Origin of the sequence: Cellulomonas sp. ATA003 (genome assembly GCF_031582905.1) — a bacterium.
In the GTDB taxonomy this organism is placed as follows: Bacteria; Actinomycetota; Actinomycetes; order Actinomycetales; family Cellulomonadaceae; genus Pengzhenrongella.
In genome coordinates this window covers 2,968,029-2,990,045 of record NZ_CP133990.1, presented here as the reverse complement: position 1 = coordinate 2,990,045, position 22,017 = coordinate 2,968,029, and the positions used below count along the sequence as shown (strand labels likewise).

The 22,017-nt window shown below is 74.8% G+C and carries 11 protein-coding genes, 1 tRNA gene and 7 pseudogenes; 16 read left to right on the top strand and 3 right to left on the bottom strand.

Annotated elements, in window-relative coordinates; genetic code table 11:
* Positions 1-113: 113 nt before the first annotated feature.
* From REH70_RS14920 to REH70_RS14905, 3 genes and pseudogenes are all read right to left on the bottom strand, one after another.
* Positions 114-2,734: pseudogene (locus REH70_RS14920) on the bottom strand (polynucleotide kinase-phosphatase).
* Positions 2,731-4,250, bottom strand: a pseudogene (locus REH70_RS14910) (3' terminal RNA ribose 2'-O-methyltransferase Hen1). Before REH70_RS14910 ends, REH70_RS14920 begins: the two co-directional pseudogenes overlap by 4 nt.
* Positions 4,251-4,372: 122 nt before the next feature.
* Positions 4,373-4,445: transfer RNA gene (locus REH70_RS14905), tRNA-Arg, on the bottom strand.
* Positions 4,446-4,694: 249 nt separating this feature from the next.
* Here REH70_RS14905 and REH70_RS14900 point away from each other — a divergent pair.
* From REH70_RS14900 to REH70_RS14825, 16 genes and pseudogenes are all read left to right on the top strand, one after another.
* Positions 4,695-5,864, top strand: a complete 1,170-nt coding sequence (locus REH70_RS14900) for an MFS transporter (RefSeq protein ID WP_310748446.1) — start codon at positions 4,695-4,697, stop codon at positions 5,862-5,864.
* Positions 5,810-5,998, top strand: coding sequence for a hypothetical protein (locus REH70_RS14895; protein ID WP_310748444.1), 189 nt, complete (start codon positions 5,810-5,812; stop codon positions 5,996-5,998). The genes REH70_RS14900 and REH70_RS14895 overlap by 55 nt, the downstream gene beginning before the upstream one ends.
* A gap of 9 nt (positions 5,999-6,007) precedes the next feature.
* Positions 6,008-7,687: an arginine--tRNA ligase gene (gene argS, locus REH70_RS14890; protein WP_310748442.1), complete on the top strand. Its 1,680-nt coding sequence runs from the start codon at positions 6,008-6,010 to the stop codon at positions 7,685-7,687.
* 47 nt (positions 7,688-7,734) lie between these two features.
* Positions 7,735-9,114, top strand: a complete 1,380-nt coding sequence (gene lysA / locus REH70_RS14885; protein WP_396134760.1) for a diaminopimelate decarboxylase — start codon at positions 7,735-7,737, stop codon at positions 9,112-9,114.
* Between the two features lie 246 nt (positions 9,115-9,360).
* On the top strand, positions 9,361-11,103 hold the full coding sequence (locus REH70_RS14880) for a DUF222 domain-containing protein (protein ID WP_310748440.1): 1,743 nt from the start codon (positions 9,361-9,363) through the stop codon (positions 11,101-11,103).
* A 235-nt stretch (positions 11,104-11,338) separates the two neighbouring features.
* Complete coding sequence (locus REH70_RS14875) at positions 11,339-12,664, top strand: homoserine dehydrogenase (protein WP_310748438.1); 1,326 nt, start codon at positions 11,339-11,341, stop codon at positions 12,662-12,664.
* Positions 12,664-13,526, top strand: a pseudogene (gene thrC / locus REH70_RS14870) (threonine synthase); the annotation flags it as partial. The gene REH70_RS14875 and the pseudogene thrC, both read left to right, overlap by 1 nt.
* A 526-nt stretch (positions 13,527-14,052) precedes the next feature.
* Positions 14,053-14,142, top strand: a pseudogene (locus REH70_RS14865) (hypothetical protein); the annotation flags it as partial.
* Between the two features lie 106 nt (positions 14,143-14,248).
* Positions 14,249-14,716, top strand: coding sequence for a hypothetical protein (locus REH70_RS14860; protein ID WP_310754471.1), 468 nt, complete (start codon positions 14,249-14,251; stop codon positions 14,714-14,716).
* Between the two features lie 245 nt (positions 14,717-14,961).
* A complete protein-coding gene (gene rho, locus REH70_RS14855; protein WP_310754333.1) occupies positions 14,962-17,235 on the top strand; it encodes a transcription termination factor Rho in 2,274 nt (757 codons plus the stop codon).
* 111 nt (positions 17,236-17,346) lie between these two features.
* Positions 17,347-17,574, top strand: coding sequence for a 50S ribosomal protein L31 (rpmE, locus tag REH70_RS14850; RefSeq protein ID WP_310748436.1), 228 nt, complete (start codon positions 17,347-17,349; stop codon positions 17,572-17,574).
* 142 nt (positions 17,575-17,716) lie between these two features.
* A pseudogene (gene prfA / locus REH70_RS14845) lies at positions 17,717-18,804 on the top strand (peptide chain release factor 1).
* A gap of 26 nt (positions 18,805-18,830) precedes the next feature.
* Positions 18,831-19,702 (top strand): annotated as a pseudogene (gene prmC / locus REH70_RS14840) (peptide chain release factor N(5)-glutamine methyltransferase).
* Positions 19,699-20,369: pseudogene (locus REH70_RS14835) on the top strand (L-threonylcarbamoyladenylate synthase). Before prmC ends, REH70_RS14835 begins: the two co-directional pseudogenes overlap by 4 nt.
* The gene (locus REH70_RS14830) at positions 20,366-21,535 is read left to right on the top strand and encodes an MraY family glycosyltransferase (protein ID WP_310748434.1); all 1,170 of its coding nucleotides are present in this window, start codon (positions 20,366-20,368) and stop codon (positions 21,533-21,535) included. Before REH70_RS14835 ends, REH70_RS14830 begins: the two are co-directional and overlap by 4 nt.
* Positions 21,532-21,996 (top strand): hypothetical protein, encoded by a 465-nt coding sequence (locus REH70_RS14825; protein WP_310748432.1) that lies wholly within the window; start codon positions 21,532-21,534, stop codon positions 21,994-21,996. Before REH70_RS14830 ends, REH70_RS14825 begins: the two co-directional genes overlap by 4 nt.
* Positions 21,997-22,017 lie beyond the last annotated feature (21 nt).

Genomic DNA, 22,017 nt, shown 5'->3' with positions numbered 1-22,017 from the left:
CAGCAACACGCCATGGTGGTCGGCCCGGCCGGGCCCGTCCCGGACCCGCGCGGGTCCCGCCCGGCGGTCCGACAGCCCGGGGACGAGGTCCCGGTGGTCCTGGTGTCGACGCCTCACAGGCGCGGGTCGACGGCCTCGGACTCGAGCGCGAGCACCGCGAAGACGGCCTCGTGGACGCGCCACAGGGGCTCCCCGGCGCAGAACCGGGTCAGCGCCTCCAGGCCGAGCGCGTACTCGCGGAGAGCCAGGCCGCGCTTGCGCCCGAGGTGCCGCGACCGCAGCCGCTCCAGGTTCGCCGGCTCGGTGTAGTCGGGGCCGTAGATGATCCGCAGGTACTCCCGGCCGCGGACCTTGATGCCCGGCTGGACGAGGCCCTTCGGGCCGCGCAGGTCGTTGGCGAGCGGCTTGACGACCATGCCCTCGCCGCCGTCCGCGGTCAGGCCCGTCCACCACGCGACGGCTGCGGCGCGCGAGGCGTCGTCGGCGAGGTCGACGACGAGCCGACGCGTCGTGGTGAGCACCCCGAGGGGTCGGCGGCGACCAGTGCGTCGGCTGCGCCGAGGTGCCACAGGTGGTCGCGCGTCTCGAGGGTCCCCGCGTCGGTGGCGAGCACCTGGAACGGGGCCAGGCGCACGCCGTCGAGCCCGTCGGTCGGCCACACGTAGCGGCGGTACGCCGCGCCGAACGCCTCCGCGTTGCCGCGCCGGGACCGCGTCCGGCCGAGCAGCTCGTCGACCGGCAGCCCGGACGCGGCGGCGGCCTCCAGGGCGGCGACCGCGGGCGGGAGGGCCGAGCGCGCGGCCGCGCCGACGGCGGCGTACTGGCTGCGCAGCAGCTCCTCGGCCTTCACCGACCACGGCATGAGCTCGCAGTCGAGGAGCAGCCAGCCCGCCGGCGCTCCGTCCCGGCCGAGCCGCTCCCACAGACCGGTCGCGGTGGCCGCGTCCCGCACGACGCCGAGCAGCTGCTCGGTCCGGGGCGCGTCGAAGAACGGCCGCCCGGTCCGGGTGTGCACGGCGCCCGTGGTGCCCGCGGGCATGCCGAAGCGGGCCGCGGCGACGTCGGCGTCGCGGCACACGAGCACGACGGCGCGCGACCCCATGTGCTTCTCCTCGCACACGACCTCGTCCACGCCCTCGGCCCGGTACGCCGAGAACGCCTGGTCGGGGTGCTCGAGCAGGTCACCGTCGGGCGCGGTGCCGCAGGGGCTCATCGTGGGCGGCAGGTACACCAGCCACCGCGGGTCGACGGCGAAGCGGCTCATCACCTCGAGCGCCCCGGCCGCGTTCTCCTCGGCGATCGTGATGCGACCGTGCCGGCTCGTCTCGACGACCCGCTTGCCGAGCACGTCCGCGACGTCCAGGACGTCGGGGTCCAGGCGGGCGGCGCCCGTGGCGACGCCGGACGCGGCGTCGTGGGGTGCGGCGTCGTGGGGTGCGGAGCCCTCCGGCGCGGTCGGGAACGGGCGTGCCGGCTCGTACCAGACCTGCTCCGCCGGGACCTGCACGACCTCCCGCTCCGGGTACCGCATCGCGGTGAGGTGCCCGCCGAAGACGCACCCGGTGTCGAGGCACATCGTGTTGTTGACCCAGGTCGGGACGGGGGTCGGGGTGTGCCCGTAGAGCACGGTCGCGCGCCCGCGGTACTCCTCGGCCCACGGGAGCCGCACCGGCAGGCCGAACCTGTCGGTCTCCCCGGTCGTGTCGCCGTAGAGCGCGAAGGACCGCACGCGCCCGGACGCGCGGTTGTGGAACGACTCCTTGAGGCCGGCGTGCGCGACGACGAGGTCGCCGCCGTCGAGCACGAGGTGCGCGACCAGGCCGTCGCAGAAGGTGCGGACCGCCGCCCGGAAGTCGTCCGGCTCGGCGCTCAGCTGGGCGAGGGTGGTCTCCAGGCCGTGCGAGACCTGGACGGTCCGCCCGTCCAGCGCGCGGACGAGCTTGTTCTCGTGGTTGCCGGGGACGGCGAGCGCGTGACCCGCGGCGACCATGCCCATGACCAGTCGCAGGACGCCGGGGCTGTCGGGGCCGCGGTCCACGAGGTCGCCGAGGAACAGCGCGCGCCGTCCGTCGGGGTGGGCGGCGTCGACCGGCCGGCCCTCGGGGTCCCGGACGAGGCGGTAGCCGAGCCGGTCGAGCAGCGTCTCGAGCTCGGAGCGGCAGCCGTGCACGTCACCGATCACGTCGAACGGCCCGTGGTCGTCGCGGCGGTCGCTGCGCAGCGGCTGCCGGTCGATCACGGCGGCGTCGATGCTGTCCGTGCCCGCCAGGACGTGCACCGTGCGGAACCCCTCCCGCCCGAGACCCCGCAGCGAGCGGCGCAGCTGGTCGCGCTGGCGCCGGACGACGTGCGCCGGCAGGTCCCGGTCGGTGCGGACGGTGTTGCGCTGCAGGCAGACGTCCTCGGGGACGTCGAGCACGATGGCGACCGGCAGGACGTCGTGCGCGCGCGCCAGGTCGACGAGGGACCGGCGCGCGGCCGCCTGGACATTCGTCGCGTCGACGACGGTCAGCAGCCCGGCGTCGAGCCGCGTGGCCACGACGTGGTGCAGGACGTCGAACGCGGCGGTCGTGGCGTCCTGCGCGTTGGGGTCGTTCGAGACCAGGCCACGGCAGAAGTCCGAGGAGAGGGTCTCCCACGGCCCGAAGTGCTGGGCGGCGAAGGTGGACTTGCCCGAGCCGGAGGCCCCGACGAGCACCACGAGCGAGAGAGCCGGGATCGTCAGCGTGGTCATCGGGTGCCTCCGGTCGGTGCGCTGACCGGGTCGGCGCTGCGGCGGAACACCGCCATCTGGGTCGGCGGTCCGACCTCCGGGTCGACCTCGCCCACGGGGAAGAACGTGACGTCGTAGCCGTGCCGTCGCGCTGCGGCCAGCGCCCACGTCGCCAGCTCCGCCCGGGTCCACTCGAAGCGGTGGTCGTGGTGGCGCATGGTCCCCGCCTCGAGCGCGGGGTACCGCACGTTGTGCTCGGCGTTCGGTGTAGTCACGACGAGGGTCCCGGGCGCCGCGCCGCCCAGCACCGCCCGCTCCAGCGCGGGCAGCCGCGGGGGTCGACGTGCTCGATCACCTCCATGAGCACCGCGGCGTCGAAGCCGGCGACGCGCGCGTCGGTGTACGTCACGGACGACTGCGCGAGCTCGATGCGGTCACGCGCTCGCTCCGGCAGCGTGTCGAGGTGGAGCCGGCGTGCAGCGGTGCCGAGCGCGCGGTGGGACACGTCCACGCCGAGCAGACGCTCGAACGCCGGATCGTCCAGCAACGCGCCCAGCAGGGCGCCCTCCCCGCAGCCGAGGTCGACGACGGTCCGCGCGCCGACCGCGCGCAGCTGGGCGACGACGGCGTCGACACGCTGCCGGGCGAGCGGAAGGGCTTCGGTCGGGGTGTCGGCGACCGGGGTGCCGGCCGTCGGGGTGCCGGCGTCCGCGGTGCCGGCCGTCGTGGTGTCGGCGACCACGGCGTCGCCGGCGGCGTCGTCGTCGTGGTCGAAGGCGAGCGGCGGGGTGTCGTCGACCTCCGCGAGCCGCGCGACCGCCGACGCCGCGAGGCCGTGCCGGTGGGCGAGGTACCGGTGGGCGATCTCGTCCCGGGCGGGGTGGGCGGCGAGCCACCCGGCCCCCGCGCGCACGAGCTTCTCGACCTCGTCCGAGCCGACCCAGTAGTGCTTCGCCGCGTCGAGCGTCGGGAGCAGGACGTACAGGTGGCTCAGCGCGTCGGCGACGCGCAGCGTGCCGGTGAGGCGCAGGTCCACGTACCGGGAGTCACCCCAGGCCGGGACGGCCGGGTCGAGCGGCACCGCCCGTGCGTCGACGTCCCACCCCAGCGGTGCGAAGAGCCGGACGGCTGCGTCGACCCCGCCGCGGCAGGGCACGGCGGGGACGTGGACCGACAGGTCCCACGCGCGCTCCGGCAGGTCCGGTCGCGCGTCGCAGCGGCCCGCCATCGCGGTGCGGAACACCTTCCCGAGCGCAACGGCGAGCATCGACGACGCCGCGTAGGGCCGGTCGTTGACGTACTGGGCGAGGCTGAACGCGACGTCCCGCGACGCGCCGCGGCCCTTGCCGCGGACCAGGGCGATCGGGTCGACCTCGAGCAGGAGCGCGACCGTGCACCGCTCGTCCGTCGCCTCGGGGTAGAAGACGTGCGCGACGCCGAACGACTGCTCGAACGCCTGCACCCTGCCGGGGTGCTTGTGCAGGAGGTAGCCGAGGTCGCTCGCGTCCGGGGCTTCGGTCGTCATCGTCACCAGCACCCGCGGATCCTCTCACCCGGGTGCGGCGCGGCGACGTGACCGCTCGCCGCGCACGCGCGCGGATCCGACGGAGGGGAGGGGATGCCGGGGGTCGGCAGTGCTGCGGAGGGTGAACCTCTGGGTGCCCGCGAAAGGACTCGAACCTTCGACCTTCTGCTCCGGAGGCAGACGCTCTATCCACTGAGCTACGCGGGCGGGGTGCCGCAGAACGGCACGGCCCCAGACACTACCGCACCCGGACGGCGACCGAGGAGCGCCGCCCGCGCACGGTCGCCGTCGTCGGCGGGGCGTCTACGCTCGAGGGCGCGGTCATCGCGCCGCAGACCCCGCCCGCGCGTGGACGCGGCCACGGTCCCGCGCCGACCGGACCCGGCCACGGACCGCGTGCCGCGCCGCCCGTGCCCCCGCACCTCGCGGGTGGCACCACGAGCAGAATCGGTCCCCATGCCTGCGTCAGCCCCCACCGCGCCGTGGCGCGGGCGGTGGGTGGTGCTGGCGGGCATCGTGCTCGTGGCGCTGAACCTGCGGATCGCGGTCGCGGCGGTGTCGCCCATCCTCGACGCCGTCCGGGCCGACGTCGCCCTCACCGAGACGCTCGCCGGGGTGCTCGGCGCGATCCCGCTGGCGTCGTTCGCGGTGTTCGGGTCCGTCGCGCCGCTCGTCGCGCGTCGCTTCGGGCTGGAGCCGACCCTGGTCGCGGCGCTCGTGCTCTCCGGTGCGGGGGAGATCGCGCGGTCGCTGGTCGGCACGCCGGTGCCGTTCCTGGCCTGGTCCATGATCGCGCTCGCGGGCATGGGGATGGGCAACGTGCTGCTCCCGCCGCTGGTCAAGCGGTACTTCCCGGACCGCATCGGCCCGGTCACCGCGGCGTACTCGATGGCGATGGCCGTGAGCACGTCCGTGCCACCGGTGCTGGCCGCACCGCTCGCCCGCGAGCTGGGGTGGCGGGTGTCGATCGCCTCGTGGGCGCTGATCGGCTTCCTCGCCGTCATCCCGTGGTGCGTGGTGATCGCCCGGTCGAGCGCCGCCCGCGCGGGACTGCGCGGCATCCTGGCCCGCGCGCCGTCCGGGACGACCGGGCTCGCGTCGCGGCACCGGGCGCAGGGGCGGGTGTGGCGGACGTCGCTCGCCTGGGGCATGGCGCTCACGTTCGGCATGAACTCCCTCAACACCTACGTGATGTTCGCGTGGCTGCCGCAGATGCTCGCCGACGCCGGGCTCGGCACGGACGTCGGCGGTCGCTGGCTCGGGCTCTTCGCGATCCTCGGGCTGCCGTTCTCCTTCGCCGGCCCGCTGATCGCCGCGCGGATGCGCAACCCGTACCCGGTCGTGCTCGCGCTCGCGGCGTGCTTCGTCGCCGGGTACGCCGGGCTCATGCTGTCCCCGGCGGAGGGGACGGCGGTGTGGATGGTGCTCATCGGGCTCGCCCCGGGACCTTCCCGATGGTGCTCGCGCTCATCAACCTCCGGACGCGGACGTCCGCGGGGTCGACCTCCCTGTCGGGGTTCGTGCAGGGAGTCGGGTACACCGTGTCGATCCCGGGGCCTGTTCTCGCGGGCGTGCTGTACGAGCGCACCGGCACCTGGACGCCGGTGTTCGCGGTGCTCCTGGTGACCGTGGTCGTCCTCGCGCTGGTCGCGATCGTCGCCTGCCGCCCGACGATGCTCGAGGACCGGTGGGGTGGCGGTGGTGCTGACGGCGGCGGGGCGACGGACGGCGCGTCCGGCGACGAGGCGCCCACTCGGTAACCTGGAGGGGTGACCCCCGCCGAGCTCTCCGAGGCCCTCCGTGCTGCCCTGACCGCCGCCGTCGACGACGGCACCTTCGCCCTCGACGCCGCGGCGATCCCCGCCGTCGTGCACGTGGAGCGGCCGCGCCAGCGCGAGCACGGCGACTGGGCGACCAACATCGCGATGCAGCTGGGCAAGAAGGCCGGCACGAACCCGCGCGCGTTCGCCGAGGAGCTCGCCCGACGTCTGTCCGGTGTGCCGGGCATCGGCGCGGTCGACGTCGCCGGCCCCGGGTTCCTCAACATCACGCTCGACACCGCCGCGGCCGGCGGGCTCGCCCGGGCGATCGTCGAGGCCGGGTCGGCCTACGGGCGCTCGCAGGCGCTCACCGGTCAGAACATCAACCTCGAGTTCGTCTCGGCCAACCCGACCGGACCGATCCACATCGGTGGTGTGCGCTGGGCCGCCGTCGGCGACTCGCTCGCGCGCGTGCTCGGCGCGGCCGGCGCCGAGGTGACCCGCGAGTACTACTTCAACGACCACGGCGCGCAGATCGACCGGTTCGCACGGTCGCTCCTCGCCCGCGCCCGCGGCGAGGAGGCGCCCGAGGACGGCTACGGCGGCCAGTACATCTCCGACATCGCCGACCAGGTGCTCGCCCGGCGCCGGGAGACCGGCGAGCCCGACCCGCTGACGCTGCCCGACGACGAGGCCCAGGAGATCTTCCGCGCCGTCGGTGTCGACCTCATGTTCGGTGAGATCAAGGCGAAGCTCCACGACTTCCGCGTGGAGTTCGACGTCTACTTCCACGAGGACCACCTGCACGAGTCCGGCGCGGTGGACCGCGCCGTCTCCCGGCTGCGCGAGCTCGGCCACGTGTTCGAGGCCGACGGCGCGACGTGGCTGCGCACGACGGCGTTCGGCGACGACAAGGACCGCGTGGTCATCAAGTCCGACGGCGAGGCGGCCTACATCTCGGGCGACCTCGCCTACTACCTCGACAAGCGCGAGCGGGGCTTCGACCGCGTCATCATCATGCTCGGCGCCGACCACCACGGGTACATCGGCCGGATGATGGCGATGTGCGCGGCCTTCGGTGACACCCCGGGCGTCAACCTCGAGATCCTCATCGGCCAGATGGTGAACCTGGTCAAGGACGGCGAGCCGGTCCGGATGTCCAAGCGCGCCGGCACGATCGTCACCATCGACGACCTCGTGGACGCCGTCGGGGTCGACGCGGCGCGCTACTCCCTGGCGCGGTCCGCGGCGAACTCCTCGCTCGACATCGACCTCGACCTGCTGACGACGGCGACCAACGAGAACCCCGTCTTCTACGTCCAGTACGCCCACGCCCGCACCGTGAACGTCGCGCGGAACGCCGCCGACTCCGGGGTGCACCGCGCGGACGGCTTCGACCCGTCGCTGCTCGACCACCCGAGCGAGACGGTCCTGCTCGGCTCGCTCGCCGAGCTGCCCCGCGTGATCGCGCAGGCCGCCGAGCTGCGGGAGCCGCACCGGGTCGCGCGGTACCTCGAGGAGCTCGCCTCGGCCTACCACAAGTGGTACGACCAGCGGCGGGTGACGCCGTTCGGCGACGAGGCGGTCTCGGACGTGCACCGCACCCGCCTGTGGCTCAACGACGCAACGCGCCAGGTGCTGGCCAACGGCCTGGACCTGCTGGGCGTGAGCGCGCCGGAGCGCATGTGAGCGCCGGCGTCGGGCGGCAGGACGTCACCGAGGGCGTCGCGGTCGCGGTGCCCGACGGCGTCGCCCCGGGGCAGGCCGGCGACCTCGACCCGCAGGTGTGGGCGTCCGGCGTCCGGCGCGGGCCCGACGGCGCCCTGACTGCGGCCGGCGTCGACGTCCGCGACCTCGCCCGCGAGCACGGCACGCCCGCGTACGTCCTCGACGAGGCCGACTTCCGGGCGCGTGCCCGCACCTATCGCGAGGCGTTCACCGCCGCGTTCGCGCCGCTGGGGGTCGGCGTGGACGTCTACTACGCGGGCAAGGCGTTCCTGTCGGTCGCCGTCGCCCGCTGGGCGCACGAGGAGGGTCTGCGCGTCGACACCTCGACCGGCGGCGAGCTCGCCGTCGCGCTGCGCGCCGGCGTCCCCGGCGCGGACATCGGCCTGCACGGGAACAACAAGGCCGACGCCGAGATCGAGCGGGCGCTCGCGGCCGGCGTCGGTCGGCTCATCGTCGACTCGCGGGGCGAGGTGGACCGGATCGCCGACGCCGCCGCGCGCACCGGTCGGCGCGCGCCGGTGATGGTCCGCGTGACCACCGGCGTGCACGCCGGGGGCCACGAGTACATCTCGACCGCGCACGAGGACCAGAAGTTCGGGCTCTCCGTCGCCGGCGGCCCGGCGATGGAGGCCCTGCGCGCGGTCCTCGAGCGGCCCGAGCTGGAGCTGCTCGGCATCCACTCCCACATCGGGTCGCAGATCCTCGACGCGGCCGGATTCGAGGAGGCGGCCCGGACGCTGCTGCGCCTGCGCGCGGACCTGCACGCCGCGACGGGGTACCTGGCGCCCGAGGTCGACCTCGGGGGCGGCTACGGCGTCGCGTACCTGCCCGGCGAGAGCGCGATCGACCCCGGCGACGTCGCCGGGCGGCTCGCCACGACGGTCGGCGCGGTGTGCGCCGAGCTCTCCACACCGGTGCCGCGCATCTCGATCGAGCCCGGTCGGGCGATCGTCGGGCCGACGACGTTCACGCTCTACACCGTGGGCACCGTCAAGCCCGTGACGGTCGACGGCGACGACGGCCCCTTCACGCGCACCTACGTGGCGGTCGACGGCGGCATGAGTGACAACCTGCGTCCGGCGCTGTACGGCGCGCACTACACCGCGACGGTCGCGTCCCGCGTCGCGTCGCCGGAGACGGTGCGGGCCCGCGTGGTCGGCAAGCACTGCGAGAGCGGCGACATCGTGGTGCACGACGTCGCCCTGTCCGCGGACGTCGCGCCGGGGGACCTCCTCGCGGTCCCGGTCACCGGGGCCTACGGGCGCTCGATGGCGTCCAACTACAACCACGTCCCGCGGCCGCCGGTGCTCGCGGTGCGCGACGGCGCGGTGCGCGTGCTGGTGCGGCGGGAGACCGAGGACGACCTGCTGGCGCTCGACCTGGGGTGAGGAGTGGGGCGGCGGGTGCTCCGCCGCACTAGGCGTTGCTCTTCCGTCGCCGTGGGTGCTGCTCTTCCGCCGCACTGGGCGCTGCTCTTCCGTCGCCCTTGGCGCTGTCTCCCCGCCCGCCCTGGACGCTGTCTTCTCGCGGGGAACGGCGGCGTTCGCCGTCGTCCACAACTTCTCCGCGCTCGGCCTGCGTGTGGGTCCCCGGATAGACTTCGAACAGGCGTTCGAAGGCGGGAGGTGGGCAGGGTGACCATCACGGAGTCGCGCGGCGCCCACGTCGAGCCGACGTCGCCCGGTCCCTCGGGTGCCGAGACGGCGTCGGATGAACCCGGCCGCTGTGCCGCCCTCAATGCCGCTGTCGCCGTCGGCCCGTCGCGGCGCGAGCCCTCGCTCGCCGCGTCGGAGGAGGTCCTGAGCGCGTCCCTCCGCATGGCCACGGTCGTCGCCGGTGCCTCGACGTGGTCCGGGGTCGACCGCCGGGCGGTGCTGCATCGGCTGGATCGGGCCGCGGACGTGCTCGCGGCGGCCCGGGCGGCCGTCCTCGTCGCCGAGCGTGACGCCGGGGAGTGGCAGCGCAGCGGTGACCCGTCGTTCGAGGCCTGGCGCGGCCGGACGGGGCGAGCGGGAGTGCGGGCCGCAGCGGCCCAGGTCCGGCAGGCCGAGGGGCTCGCCGCCGTCCCCGAGGTCACCGCGGCGGTCGTGGACGGGAGCATCGGGCTCGAGCACGCCGCGGCGGTCGCCAGGATCGCGGCGACCGGCACCCCGGCCCAGCAGGCCGCGGTGTCCTCCGCGGCAGGTCAGGAGCAGCTGCTCGACCTCGCCCGAGGGACAGACGCGGCCGCGTTCGCGACGACCGTGTCCCGCTGGGCTGCCACGGTGGATCCCGACGCGCTCGAGGCCGACCACCAGGCGCAGCGGCGTGAGCGATTCCTGCACCTGAGTGACACGCCCCGCGGGACGTTCGTCAAGGGCCGGCTCGACCGCATGGCGGGCCACCGCGTGCGGCTCGCCCTGGAGGCTCTGACCCCGCGCCCGGCGGCGGACGACGACCGCGACCCGGGGCAGCGGTGCGCCGACGCGCTCGACGCGATGGCGGAGTCGGTCCTGCGGTCCGCAAGCACCAAGCCGGGGGCACACGTCCCGCCGCACGTGTCGCTGATCGTGCCGGCGGAGACGTGGGTCGCCGCCCGTGCGCATCGGAACCGCGGTCGCGCCCTGAAGCAGCGTGCCGGTACGGGTGATCTCCGGTCGTCGCTCGTGGGAGACGCTCCTGCGTCGCCGGGCGGTGCGGCGACCCGTTCCGTACGGGACGACCGAGCGGCCCACCTCGCGCCGGACGTGGGGATCGTCGGGTCCGGCGCCGCTGAGCCCGCGAGGCCGGCTGCGACGGACGGGTACCCTCCCGCGACGCTGGAAGACCGGACGCCGGTCCCCGCGAGCGAGCTGGCGGTGGCGATGTGCGACTGCGCGATCACCCGGATCGCCGTCGACGCTGAGGGCGTCCCGCTCGACCTGGGCCGCACGCAACGTCTCTTCAGCGGCGAGCAGCGACGGGCCGTCATCGCCCGCGACCAGGAGTGCGTCTGGCCCGGCTGCCACATGCACGCCCGGTGGTGCCAGATCCACCACATCGACTGGTGGGAACGCGATGGTGGGCTGACCAGTGTCGCGAACGGCGCTCTCCTGTGCAGCTTCCACCACCACGAGGTGCATCGGCGCGACCTCGTGATCACCCGACATGCCGATCCACCGGGCGCCCGGCATCCGGTGTCCCCGGGCGCCGCAGCGGAGGTGCCGCACCGACGGCGGGACAGGCGCACCGTCGTGGACCAGGCGACCTACGGGTTCCGCGAACGATCGGGGAGGCTCGTCGCGCCGACGCCGACGCCGGCCCCGGCCCCGGCCCCGGCCCCGGCCCCAGCCACGACGCCGACGCCCACGCCGACGCCGACGCCGACGCCGACCCCGACGGTGGGCCGGGGGCCATGAGTCGCGACGGCCTTGCCCGGGCCACCACCCGTATGGTGAGACGCCGGGCCGAGGGAGTGGACCGCGCCGGGAGGATCGCCCAGGCGCGGGACGTCCACCGCGGACGTCCGAGGACGACCACCGTGGACGACCACCGAGGACGTTCCCCACGGATGGCCCGGCGGCCCGTTCCACCGTCCGACGTCCTAGCCGCCGACCGATCGTCGCCGGACCCTTGACCTGGAGGTTCACCACCGTGCCAGCCCCCGCTCTGCGGATCGCACTGCTCGGGTGCGGCGTGGTCGGCACCCAGGTCGCCCGGCTGCTGCGCGAGCAGGCCGACGACCTCGCCGCCCGCGTCGGTGCCCCGCTCGAGCTCGTGGGCATCGCCGTCCGCGACGTCGACGCGCCGCGGGACGGAATCGACCCCGCGCTCCTGACGACCGATGCCGAGTCGCTCGTCGACCGGGCGGACATCGTCGTGGAGGTCATCGGCGGGCTCGAGCCGCCGCGTGCGCTGCTGCTCCGCGCGATCGCGGCCGGCGCCTCCGTGGTCACCGCCAACAAGGCCCTGCTCGCCGCGGACGGCCCGAGCCTGTACGCGGCGGCCGACGCCGCCGGGGTCGACGTCTACTTCGAGGCCGCCGTCGCCGGAGCCATCCCGATCGTCCGGCCGGTGCGCGAGTCTCTCGCCGGGGACCGGGTGCAGCGCATCGTCGGCATCGTCAACGGCACGACGAACTACGTCCTGGACCAGATGGCGACCGAGCACCTCGGGTTCGCCGAGGCCGTCGCGCAGGCGCAGGGGCTCGGGTACGCCGAGGCGGACCCGACCGCCGACGTCGAGGGGTACGACGCCGCCGCCAAGGCCGCGATCCTCGCGTCGCTCGCCTTCCACATCCGGGTCCCGCTCGAGGACGTGCACCGCGAGGGCATCACCGGCGTGACCGCCGAGGACGTCGCCTGGGCGGCGAGCACCGGCCACGTCGTCAAGCTGCTCGCGATCGCCGAGCGCACCGACGACGGCGTCTCGGTGCGTGTGCACCCCGCGCTCGTGCCGGTCAGCCACCCGCTCGCGGGCGTGCGCGGCGCGTTCAACGCCGTGTTCGTCGAGGCGGAGTCGGCGGGGGAGCTCATGTTCTACGGGCGCGGGGCGGGCGGGGCGCCGACGGCGTCCGCGGTTCTCGGTGACGTCGTGTCGGCCGCGCGCAATCGGGTGCTCGGCGGACGGGGACCGGTCGAGTCCAGCTACGCCGACCTGCCCGTGCTGCCGGCGTCCGCCGCGATGACGCGTTACCAGGTGCGCGTCGACGTCGTCGACCGTCCGGGGGTGCTCGCCCAGGTCGCCGCCGCCCTGGCCGACCACGGCGTGTCCATCGAGGCCGTTCGCCAGTCGCAGGCGCCCGCGGCACCCGCGGCCGTGACCGCGACCGCGACCGCCGAGGTCGCCGACCCGGTGGCGCACCTCGTCATCACCACGCACACCGCCACCGACGCCGCGCTCGCCGCCACGGTCGAGGCCGTCGGCACGCTCGACGCGGTGCTGTCCGTCCGGTCCGTCCTGCGAGTCGAAGGAAGCTGATGGCCCACCAGTGGCGTGGCGTGATCGCCGAGTACGCCGACCGCCTGCCCGAGCACCTGACCCGGACCGTCGTGACGCTGGGGGAGGGCGGCACGCCGCTCGTCCCGGCGCGCGCGCTGTCGGAGCGCACCGGGGCCGACGTGCACCTCAAGGTCGAGGGCATGAACCCGACCGGGTCCTTCAAGGACCGCGGCATGACGACCGCGATCTCGGCAGCCGCCGCCCGCGGGGCGAAGGTCGTCGTCTGCGCGTCGACCGGCAACACCTCGGCGTCGGCCGCGGCGTACGCGACCGCCGCCGGGATGCTCTGCGCGGTCCTCGTGCCGGACGGCAAGATCGCGATGGGCAAGCTCAGCCAGGCGATCGCGCACGGCGCACGCCTGCTGCAGGTGGACGGCAACTTCGACGACTGCCTCGTCGCGGCGCGCAAGCTCGCCGACGCCTACGGCGTCGAGCTGGTGAACTCGGTCAACCCCGACCGCATCCAGGGCCAGAAGACCGGCGCGTTCGAGGTCGTCGACGCGCTCGGGGACGCCCCCGACATCCACGTCCTCCCGGTCGGCAACGCGGGCAACATCACCGCGTACTGGAAGGGCTACACCGAGTACGCCGCCGACGGCCCCGCCACCCGGACCCCGGCGATGTGGGGTTCCAGGCCGCCGGCGCCGCACCCATCGTCGCCGGTCACCCGGTCACGCACCCCGAGACCATCGCCACCGCCATCCGGATCGGCAACCCCGCGTCCTGGGAGCAGGCCACCGCGGCGCGCGACACCTCCGGCGGTCTCATCGAGTCCGTCACCGACGACCAGATCCTCGCCGCGCACCGCGTGCTGTCCAGCGAGTGCGGCGTGTTCGTCGAGCCCGCGTCGGCGGCCGGCGTCGCGGGGATCCTCATGCTCGCCGAGCAGGGCGCGTCCCGGCCGGCGCGCGCATCGTCGTCACGGTCACGGGGCACGGCCTCAAGGACCCGCAGTGGGCGCTGCGTACCGCCGACGGCGACGAGATCGTCCCGGTGCGGGTGGGCGCCGACGTCGTGTCGATCGCCGACGCGCTCGAGCTCTCCTGACCGTGGTGGCCCGCACGCCGGGCGCCGTGACCCCGCTCGGCGCCGACCACGTCCGGGTCCGCGTCCCGGCGACCAGTGCGAACCTCGGTCCGGGTTTCGACGCGCTCGGGCTCGCGCTCGGGGTGCACGACGAGGTCGAGGTCCGCCGCCTCGGCGAGCCCGGCACCGTCGTGGAGGTCACCGGCGAGGGGGCGGGCGAGGTGCCCGACGGCGAGGCGCACCTCGTCGTCCGCGCGCTGCGGCTCGCACTCGACCACGTCGGCGCGCCGCAGCCCGGTCTGCACCTCGTGTGCACCAACCGCATCCCGCACGGTCGCGGGATGGGCTCGTCCGCGGGCGCCGTCGTCGCCGGGCTGCTCGCCGCCCGCGGCCTCCTCGCCGATCCCACCCTGCTGGACGACGACGTCGTCCTGCGCCTCGCGACCGACATCGAGGGCCACCCTGACAACGCCGCTCCGGCGGTGCGGGGGCGCGACCGTCGCCTGGTGCGAGCCGTCCGGTGCCCGCGCTGTGCGGGTGCCCACGCACGCCGACCTGGCGCCCGTCGTGCTGATCCCCGAGATACGGCTCGCGACCTCGACCGCGCGCGGGCTGCTGCCGGCGACGGTCCCCCACGGGGACGCCGCGTTCGCCGCCGGACGCGCCGCCCTGCTCGTCCACGCGCTCGGCGAGCGCCCCGACCTCCTGCTCGCAGCCACGGAGGACCGGCTGCACCAGGCGTACCGCACGCCGGCGATGCCCGACAGCCTCGACCTCGTCGGAGCCCTGCGGGCGCGCGGGGTCGCCGCGGTCGTCTCCGGAGCAGGGCCGACGGTGCTCGTGCTGGCGAGGGCGGCGGGGGACGGCGCGACCGACGCCGACGACGCGGTGCGCGACGTGCTGAGCGGTACGACGAGTCGCTGGCACACCCTCGTGCCCGGGCTCGACCGGGACGGTGCGACGGTCGAGCGCGTCCTGCGCAGAGGCGCCGCCCCGGACGGGTGAATGTGCACGTCGGGCATGGCGGCGGGGGCCGCGGTGTTAGAGTGGAAGAGCCCCCAGGACCTCGGCTCTCATGTGCTGCGCAGGCCGCAGCGTGCCGGACCGGAGGCTCATCAGCCCCACATCACCTGACGTCGTCGTACGCCGTCGGCAGTGGGCTGAGGCAACGTCCGGCCGTCTGGCGCCGGACGTCGACATGCGGCCGCCCCCCCAGAGAGCCGGCCGCCGACGAGGGGGAAGGATCCTTCGTGACTGACACCATCGACGCCACCGTGAGCGGCGCTGCGCAGGACGCAGCAGCCGCCGGTGGCTCCACCCGGGGCGGCGCGATCTCCGCGATGCGCCTGCCGGAGCTGCAGGCGCTCGCCTCGCAGCTCGGCGTGACCGGGACGTCCAGGATGCGCAAGAGCGACCTGCTGGACGCGATCAGGGCCAAGCGTGGCGGGGGCGACGGCGCCCGTGCCGCACGGCCCGCGGGCGAGGACGCCCCGGCCGGCACGCAGCAGCAGGTCGCGCGCCGTGCGCAGCGCACGGAGAGCGCTGACGAGGGGACCGACCGTCCCGTGGGTGCGGACCGCCCGGACCGCGTCGAGCGTGGTGACCGTGCCGGTCGCACCGACCGGTCCGAGGGCATGGACCGGCCCGAGCCCGCCGACACCACCGACCGCGCCGACTCTGCTGACCGCAGCGACCGCGCTGACCGCAGCGAGCGCGCCGACCGCAGCGACCGCGCTGACCACAGCGACCGCGCCGACATCACCAACCGCGCCGACCGGCCCGAGCGCACCGTCGAGCTCCCGCCCGCGGCGCAGTTCCGCCCGCAGCGCGCCGTCTCCGACGAGCGACTGCCGCGCATCGACATCGAGCTCCCGCTGCCCGCCGACGAGCGCCGCGACGCCGGCCGGGACGACCGTGCCGCGCGTGCGGCGGAGGCCGTCGGGTCCGTCACCGGCGACCGCTCCGAGCGCGGCTCGCGCCGCTCCGGCCGCGACCGCGGGCCGGCGCGTACCGAGGGCGACGCGCCGGGCCGTGGCGACGTCGGCCAGTCCGACGACGCCTCCGCACGTCGGGACGAGCAGGGCCGGGGGACGCAGAACGGGCAGGGCCCGCGCGGCCGCCAGGGCCAGAACGACCAGCCGAACCAGCCCGACCAGCCCGGTCAGACGAACCAGCAGGGCCAGCAGGGCCAGTCGACCCAGCAGGGCGGTCAGTTCCTCGACGGCGACGACGACGAGCGCGGCGGCCGCCGGCGCCGCAACCGGGACCGCTACCGCGACCGCGACCGCACCAAGCGCGGACGTGGTCAGCGTCAACCCGGCGACCTGGCCGGCCTCGACGAGGTCGAGGTCAGCGACGACGACGTCCTGCTGCCCGTCGCCGGGATCCTCGACATCAAGGACAACTACGGCTTCGTGCGCACCACGGGCTACCTGCCCGGTGACAGCGACGTCTACGTGACGATGGGCCAGGTCAAGAAGGCCGGGCTGCGCAAGGGCGACGCCGTCACCGGCGCCGTCCGCCAGCCGCGCGACGGGGAGACGCCGCAGCCCCAGGGGCGCAACAGCAGGTTCAACGCCCTCGTGCGCCTGGACACGGTCAACGGCATGAACCCGGACCAAGCGCGTCAGCGCCCCGAGTTCGGCAAGCTGACGCCGCTGTACCCGCAGGACCGCCTGCGCCTGGAGACCCAGCCGAACATCCTCACGACCCGGGTGATCGACCTGGTCGCGCCGATCGGCAAGGGTCAGCGCGGGCTCATCGTGTCGCCGCCCAAGGCCGGCAAGACGCTCGTGCTCCAGGCGATCGCGAACGCGATCACCACGAACAACCCCGAGGTCCACCTCATGGTCGTGCTCGTCGACGAGCGCCCCGAGGAGGTCACGGACATGCAGCGGACGGTCAAGGGCGAGGTCATCGCGTCGACCTTCGACCGGCCCGCCGACGACCACACCACCGTGGCCGAGCTCGCGATCGAGCGCGCCAAGCGGCTGGTCGAGCTGGGGCAGGACGTCGTCGTGCTCCTGGACTCGATCACCCGGCTGGGCCGCGCGTACAACATCGCGGCGCCGGCGTCGGGCCGCATCCTGTCCGGTGGCGTCGACTCGAGCGCGCTGTACCCGCCGAAGAGGTTCTTCGGTGCGGCGCGCAACATCGAGAACGGCGGCTCGCTGACCATCCTTGCCACGGCGCTGGTCGAGACGGGCTCCAAGGCCGACGAGGTCATCTTCGAGGAGTTCAAGGGCACCGGGAACATGGAGCTCAAGCTCTCCCGGAACCTCGCGGACAAGCGCATCTTCCCGGCGGTGGACGTCGACGCGTCCGGCACGCGCCGCGAGGAGATCCTGGTCCCGGCCGACGAGCTGAAGATCAACTGGAAGCTGCGCCGGGTGATGAGCGCGCTCGACCAGCAGCAGGCGATCGAGCTGCTGCTGAACAAGCTGCGCGAGACCCACTCGAACGTCGAGTTCCTGCTGCAGGTGCAGAAGACGACGCCGAGCGCCCCGGGCCACGGCAGCGACTAGCGGGATGATTTCGCCGGGACCCAGCGTTCTGGCACACTGTTCGGCCGGTCACCGGTTCACGTGGAGCACGCCGTGCCCGCGACCCGGGGACGAACCCCAAGGAGACACATCGTGAAGAAGGACATCCACCCGTCCTACGTGGAGACGACCGTGACCTGCACCTGCGGGAACACGTTCACCACGCGCTCGACCCAGACGTCCGGCGAGATCCGCGCTGACGTGTGCAGCGCCTGCCACCCGTTCTACACGGGCAAGCAGAAGATCCTCGACACCGGTGGCCGCGTGGCTCGCTTCGAGGCTCGCTACGGCAAGAAGGCCGCGGCGCCCGCAGCCGAGTAAGGCCCCCGACGCCGGTGGTCCCCGCAGTCGCCCTCCATGGCGGCGCGGTGGCCACCGGCGTTCGTGTCTCTGCCCACGTGTCCGTGCCCACTCCGGTGCGCCGGACGACGCCGCCGCACCGAGAGCGCCTGAAGGGTCACCCATGAGCGAGGCCTTCGCCTCCGTCGAGCCGTTGCTCGCCGAGCACGCCGACATCGAGCAGCAGCTCGCCGACCCGTCCGTGCACGCCGACGCCGGCCGGGCCCGCCTGCTCGGGCGCCGGTACGCCGAGCTCAACCAGGTCGTCGGCGCCTACCGCGGGTGGGAGCAGGCGACCACCGACCTCGCCGACGCCACCGAGATCGCCGAGCTCGACGACGCCTACACCGCGGAGCTGCCCGCGCTGCGGCAGGAGGCGGAGGTCGCCGCCGAGCGGCTGCGCCGCGTCCTCATCCCGCGCGACCCCGACGACGCCCGCGACGTCATCCTCGAGATCAAGGCGGGGGAGGGCGGCGAGGAGTCCGCGCTGTTCGCCGGCGACCTGCTGCGGATGTACCTGCGGTACGCCGAGCGTCGCGGCTGGCGGACCGAACTGATCGCCGCCACGGAGTCGGACCTCGGCGGCTACAAGGACGTCCAGGTCGCGATCAAGGTCCGCGGCAGCCTGACCGACGCCGCCGACGGTGTGTGGGCCAGCCTGAAGTACGAGGGCGGGGTGCACCGCGTCCAGCGCGTGCCGGTCACCGAGTCCCAGGGCCGCATCCACACCTCGGCCGCCGGGGTGATGGTCTTCCCCGAGGTGGACGACCCCGGCGAGGTCGCCATCGACCCCAGCGACCTGCGGATCGACGTCTACCGGTCGTCCGGGCCGGGGGGCAGTCGGTCAACACGACGGACTCCGCCGTGCGCATCACGCACGTGCCGACCGGGATCGTCGTGTCGATGCAGAACGAGAAGAGCCAGCTGCAGAACCGCGAGCAGGCCATGCGCGTGCTGCGGGCGCGGCTGCTCGCGGCCCAGGCCGAGGCGGCGTCGGCCGCGGCGTCCGAGGCGCGCCGGTCGCAGGTGCGCACCGTCGACCGCTCGGAGCGGATCCGGACGTACAACTATCCCGAGAACCGCATCGCGGACCACCGCACCGGCTACAAGGCGTACAACCTCGACACCGTGCTCGACGGCGACCTGGACGCGGTCGTGCGCTCGGCGATCGAGGCCGACGAGGCCGCACGGCTCGCCGCGGCCGGCGCGTGAGCGCGGAGCTCCTGCTCGGCCCGGCCCTGCGTGACGCGGAGCGCGTGCTCGCCGCGGCCGGCGTCGGGTCACCGCGCGTCGACGCGGAGCTCCTCGCCGCGCACCTGCTCGGAGTCACCCGGGGTGAGCTCGGGGTCGCGGTCGTCCTCGGGCGGCCGGCGCCAGCCGGCCTGGGTGACCTCGTGGCGCGCCGCGCACAGCGCGTGCCTCTGCAGCACCTCGTGGGCACCGCCCCGTTCCGCGGGCTCGACCTCGCGGTCGGTCCGGGCGTCTTCGTCCCCCGCCCCGAGACCGAGGCGGTCGCGCAGGTCGCGATCGACGCCGCCCACGACGCCGTCGCCCGCCGGGGCGCCGCGCTCGTCGTCGACCTGTGCACCGGGTCGGGCGCCATCGCGCTCGCCGTGGCCGCCGAGGTGCCCGGCGCGCAGGTGCACGCGGTCGAGCTCGACGCGGTGGCCCACGCGTGGGCGGCGCGCAACGTCGCCGGCAGCGGCGTCGTCCTGCACCGCGGGGACGCGCGCACCGCGCTGACCGACCTCGACGGCACGGTCGACGTCGTCGTGAGCAACCCGCCGTACGTCCCGCCGGGTGCTGTGCCGGTCGACCCCGAGGTCGCCGACCACGACCCCGCGGTCGCCCTCTACGGTCTCGGGCCGGACGGGCTCGAGGTCCCCGCGGGGTCGTGCGGGCCGCCGCGCGGCTGCTGCGCGCCGGCGGCGTGCTCGTCGTCGAGCACGCGGAGGTGCAGGCTGCCGCGGCCCGCGCGATGGTCGACGCGAGCGGGGACTTCACCCCGGCCGTGACGAGGGACGACCTCACCGGCCGTCCCCGGATGGTCGTCGCCCGGCGCGCGGGCACGCCGGACGCCGACGACGACGTGAAACACTCGCCGTCGTGACCGCGCTCGACCGACTCCGCGACGCCCACGACCCCGCGACCTGGGGTCCCGCCCTCGACGAGGCCGTCCACGTCGTGTCGCGCGGCGGGCTCGTCGTCCTGCCGACCGACACGGTCTACGGCATCGGGGCCGACGCGTTCACCCCGCCCGCGGTGGCCGCGCTCCTCGCCGCCAAGGGCCGCGGTCGTCAGTCGCCGCCCCCGTGCTCGTGCCGGCGGTGCAGACCCTCGACGGGCTCGCGACCGACGTGCCCGACGCCGTCCGGGCACTCGTCGCCGCGTTCTGGCCCGGTGGCCTCACGGTCATCCTGCGGTCCCAGCCGTCGCTGGCCTGGGACCTGGGGGACGCGCACGGGACGGTCGCGCTGCGCATGCCCGACCACCCGACCGCGCTCGCGCTGCTGCAGCGCACGGGTCCGCTCGCGGTCTCCAGCGCGAACCTCACCGGCCGCCCGGCAGCGACGACCGCGCCCGCGGCCGCGGCGGACCTCGGCACCAGCGTGCAGGTGTACCTCGACGCCGGCCCCGTCCCGGGCGGCGTCGCGTCGACGATCGTCGACGCGACCGGGGCGGAGCTGCGCCTCGTGCGTGCCGGCGCTGTCTCCCTCGACGCGCTGCGCGCCGTCACGCCCGTCGTCGCGGCCGACGGGCGGCAGGACGCCGGGTGAGGGTCTACCTGCTCGTCCTGCTCGTCGCCGCGGCGGTCACCTACCTGCTGACCCCGGTCGCGCGGTGGGTGGCCCTGCGCACCGGGGCGATCACCGCGCTGCGGGACCGGGACGTGCACGCGGTCCCCACCCCACGGCTCGGCGGGCTGGCGATGCTCGGCGGGCTCGCGGTCGCCATGGCCGTGGCGAGCCAGATCCCGTTCCTGCGCGGGGTGTTCGAGGACACCGGTCAGGCCTGGGGGATCGTCGGAGCCGCGGCCATGGTGTGCCTGCTCGGGGTGGCCGACGACATCTGGGACCTGGACTGGATGACGAAGCTCGCGGGGCAGTCCCTGGCCGGCGTCTTCCTCGCCTTCCAGGGGGTGCAGCTCTACCAGTTCCCGTTCGGGGTCGGCCTCTTCATCGGGTCGTCCGGGTTCTCCCTGTTCGTCACGGTGCTCGCGGTGGTCGTCGCGATGAACGCGGTGAACTTCGTCGACGGCCTCGACGGGCTCGCTGCCGGCATGATCGCGATCGGCGGCACGGGCTTCTTCGTCTACACCTACCTGCTGTCCCGCGAGGCGAGCCCCACCGACGTGTCCAACATCGCCACGGTCGTGGTGGCCGCGCTCGTCGGGGCGTGCATCGGCTTCCTCCCGCACAACTTCTTCCCGGCGCGGATCTTCATGGGGGACTCGGGCTCGATGCTCATCGGCCTCGTCATCGCCAGCGCGGCGATCGTGGTGACCGGCCAGCTCGACCTCGGGATGGACACCGGCCGGCAGGCCGTGCCCGCGATCCTGCCGATCCTGCTGCCCATCGCGGTGCTCCTGCTGCCACTGCTCGACATGGCGCTCGCGGTGGTCCGCCGGATCGGCGCCGGACGCTCCCCGTTCCACCCCGACCGCCTCCACCTGCACCACCGGCTGCTCCAGCTGGGGCACTCCCACCGTCGCGCGGTCGCCATCATGTACCTGTGGACGGCGGTGTTCGCCTTCGGTGCCGCCGCGCTCGTCCTGCTCTCCACGACCACCGTGCTCGTCGTCCTCGGCGCCGCGACGTTCGTCGCCGCCCTGCTCACGCTCGGGCCGCTGCGCGGCCGCCGCCGTCCCGGTGACGAGCTCGACGGACCGATCAGCCCCGGCACCGGCCGTCCGGTCGGCCACCACGAAGGGATCCACCCATGACCTCGCCCGACGCCACCCCGCCGGACGCCGACGGGGTGCAGCAGGACGCCGCGCGAGCGGTGTTCCGGACCGCCCTGCGCGACATGCTCGTGCTGCTGGCCGTGCTGACCGTGGTCGGTGGGGGACTGGGATACCTCCTCGCCGGTGCCCCCGGCCTGTGGGGTGCGCTCCTCGGCGTCGCGCTCACGCTCGTGTTCTCCGGGACGACGGTCGTGTCGATGCTCGCGACCGCAGGTGCCGCCCCCCAGACGACCGCCGCCGTCGTCCTGGGGTCGTGGCTGGGCAAGATGATCGTCCTGGTCGCTGCGCTCGCACTGCTGCGCGGCCAGACGTTCTACGACCGCGTCGCGCTCGCCGTCGTGCTCCTGGTGGGCGTGATCGGCTCGGCGCTCCTGGACTACCGCGCGGTGCGGGGCGGGCGCGTGCCGTACACCGATCCCGGGTCGGGCTCGCCCGCCTGAGCGTCCCGCCGCGGGTGCGGC

Excerpts from the sequence above, each read along its gene's own strand:
- REH70_RS14900 (WP_310748446.1), top strand. The coding sequence starts at position 4,695 with ATGCCTGCGTCAGCCCCCACCGCGCCGTGGCGCGGGCGGTGGGTGGTG.
- REH70_RS14825 (WP_310748432.1), top strand. The coding sequence starts at position 21,532 with ATGACCTCGCCCGACGCCACCCCGCCGGACGCCGACGGGGTGCAGCAG.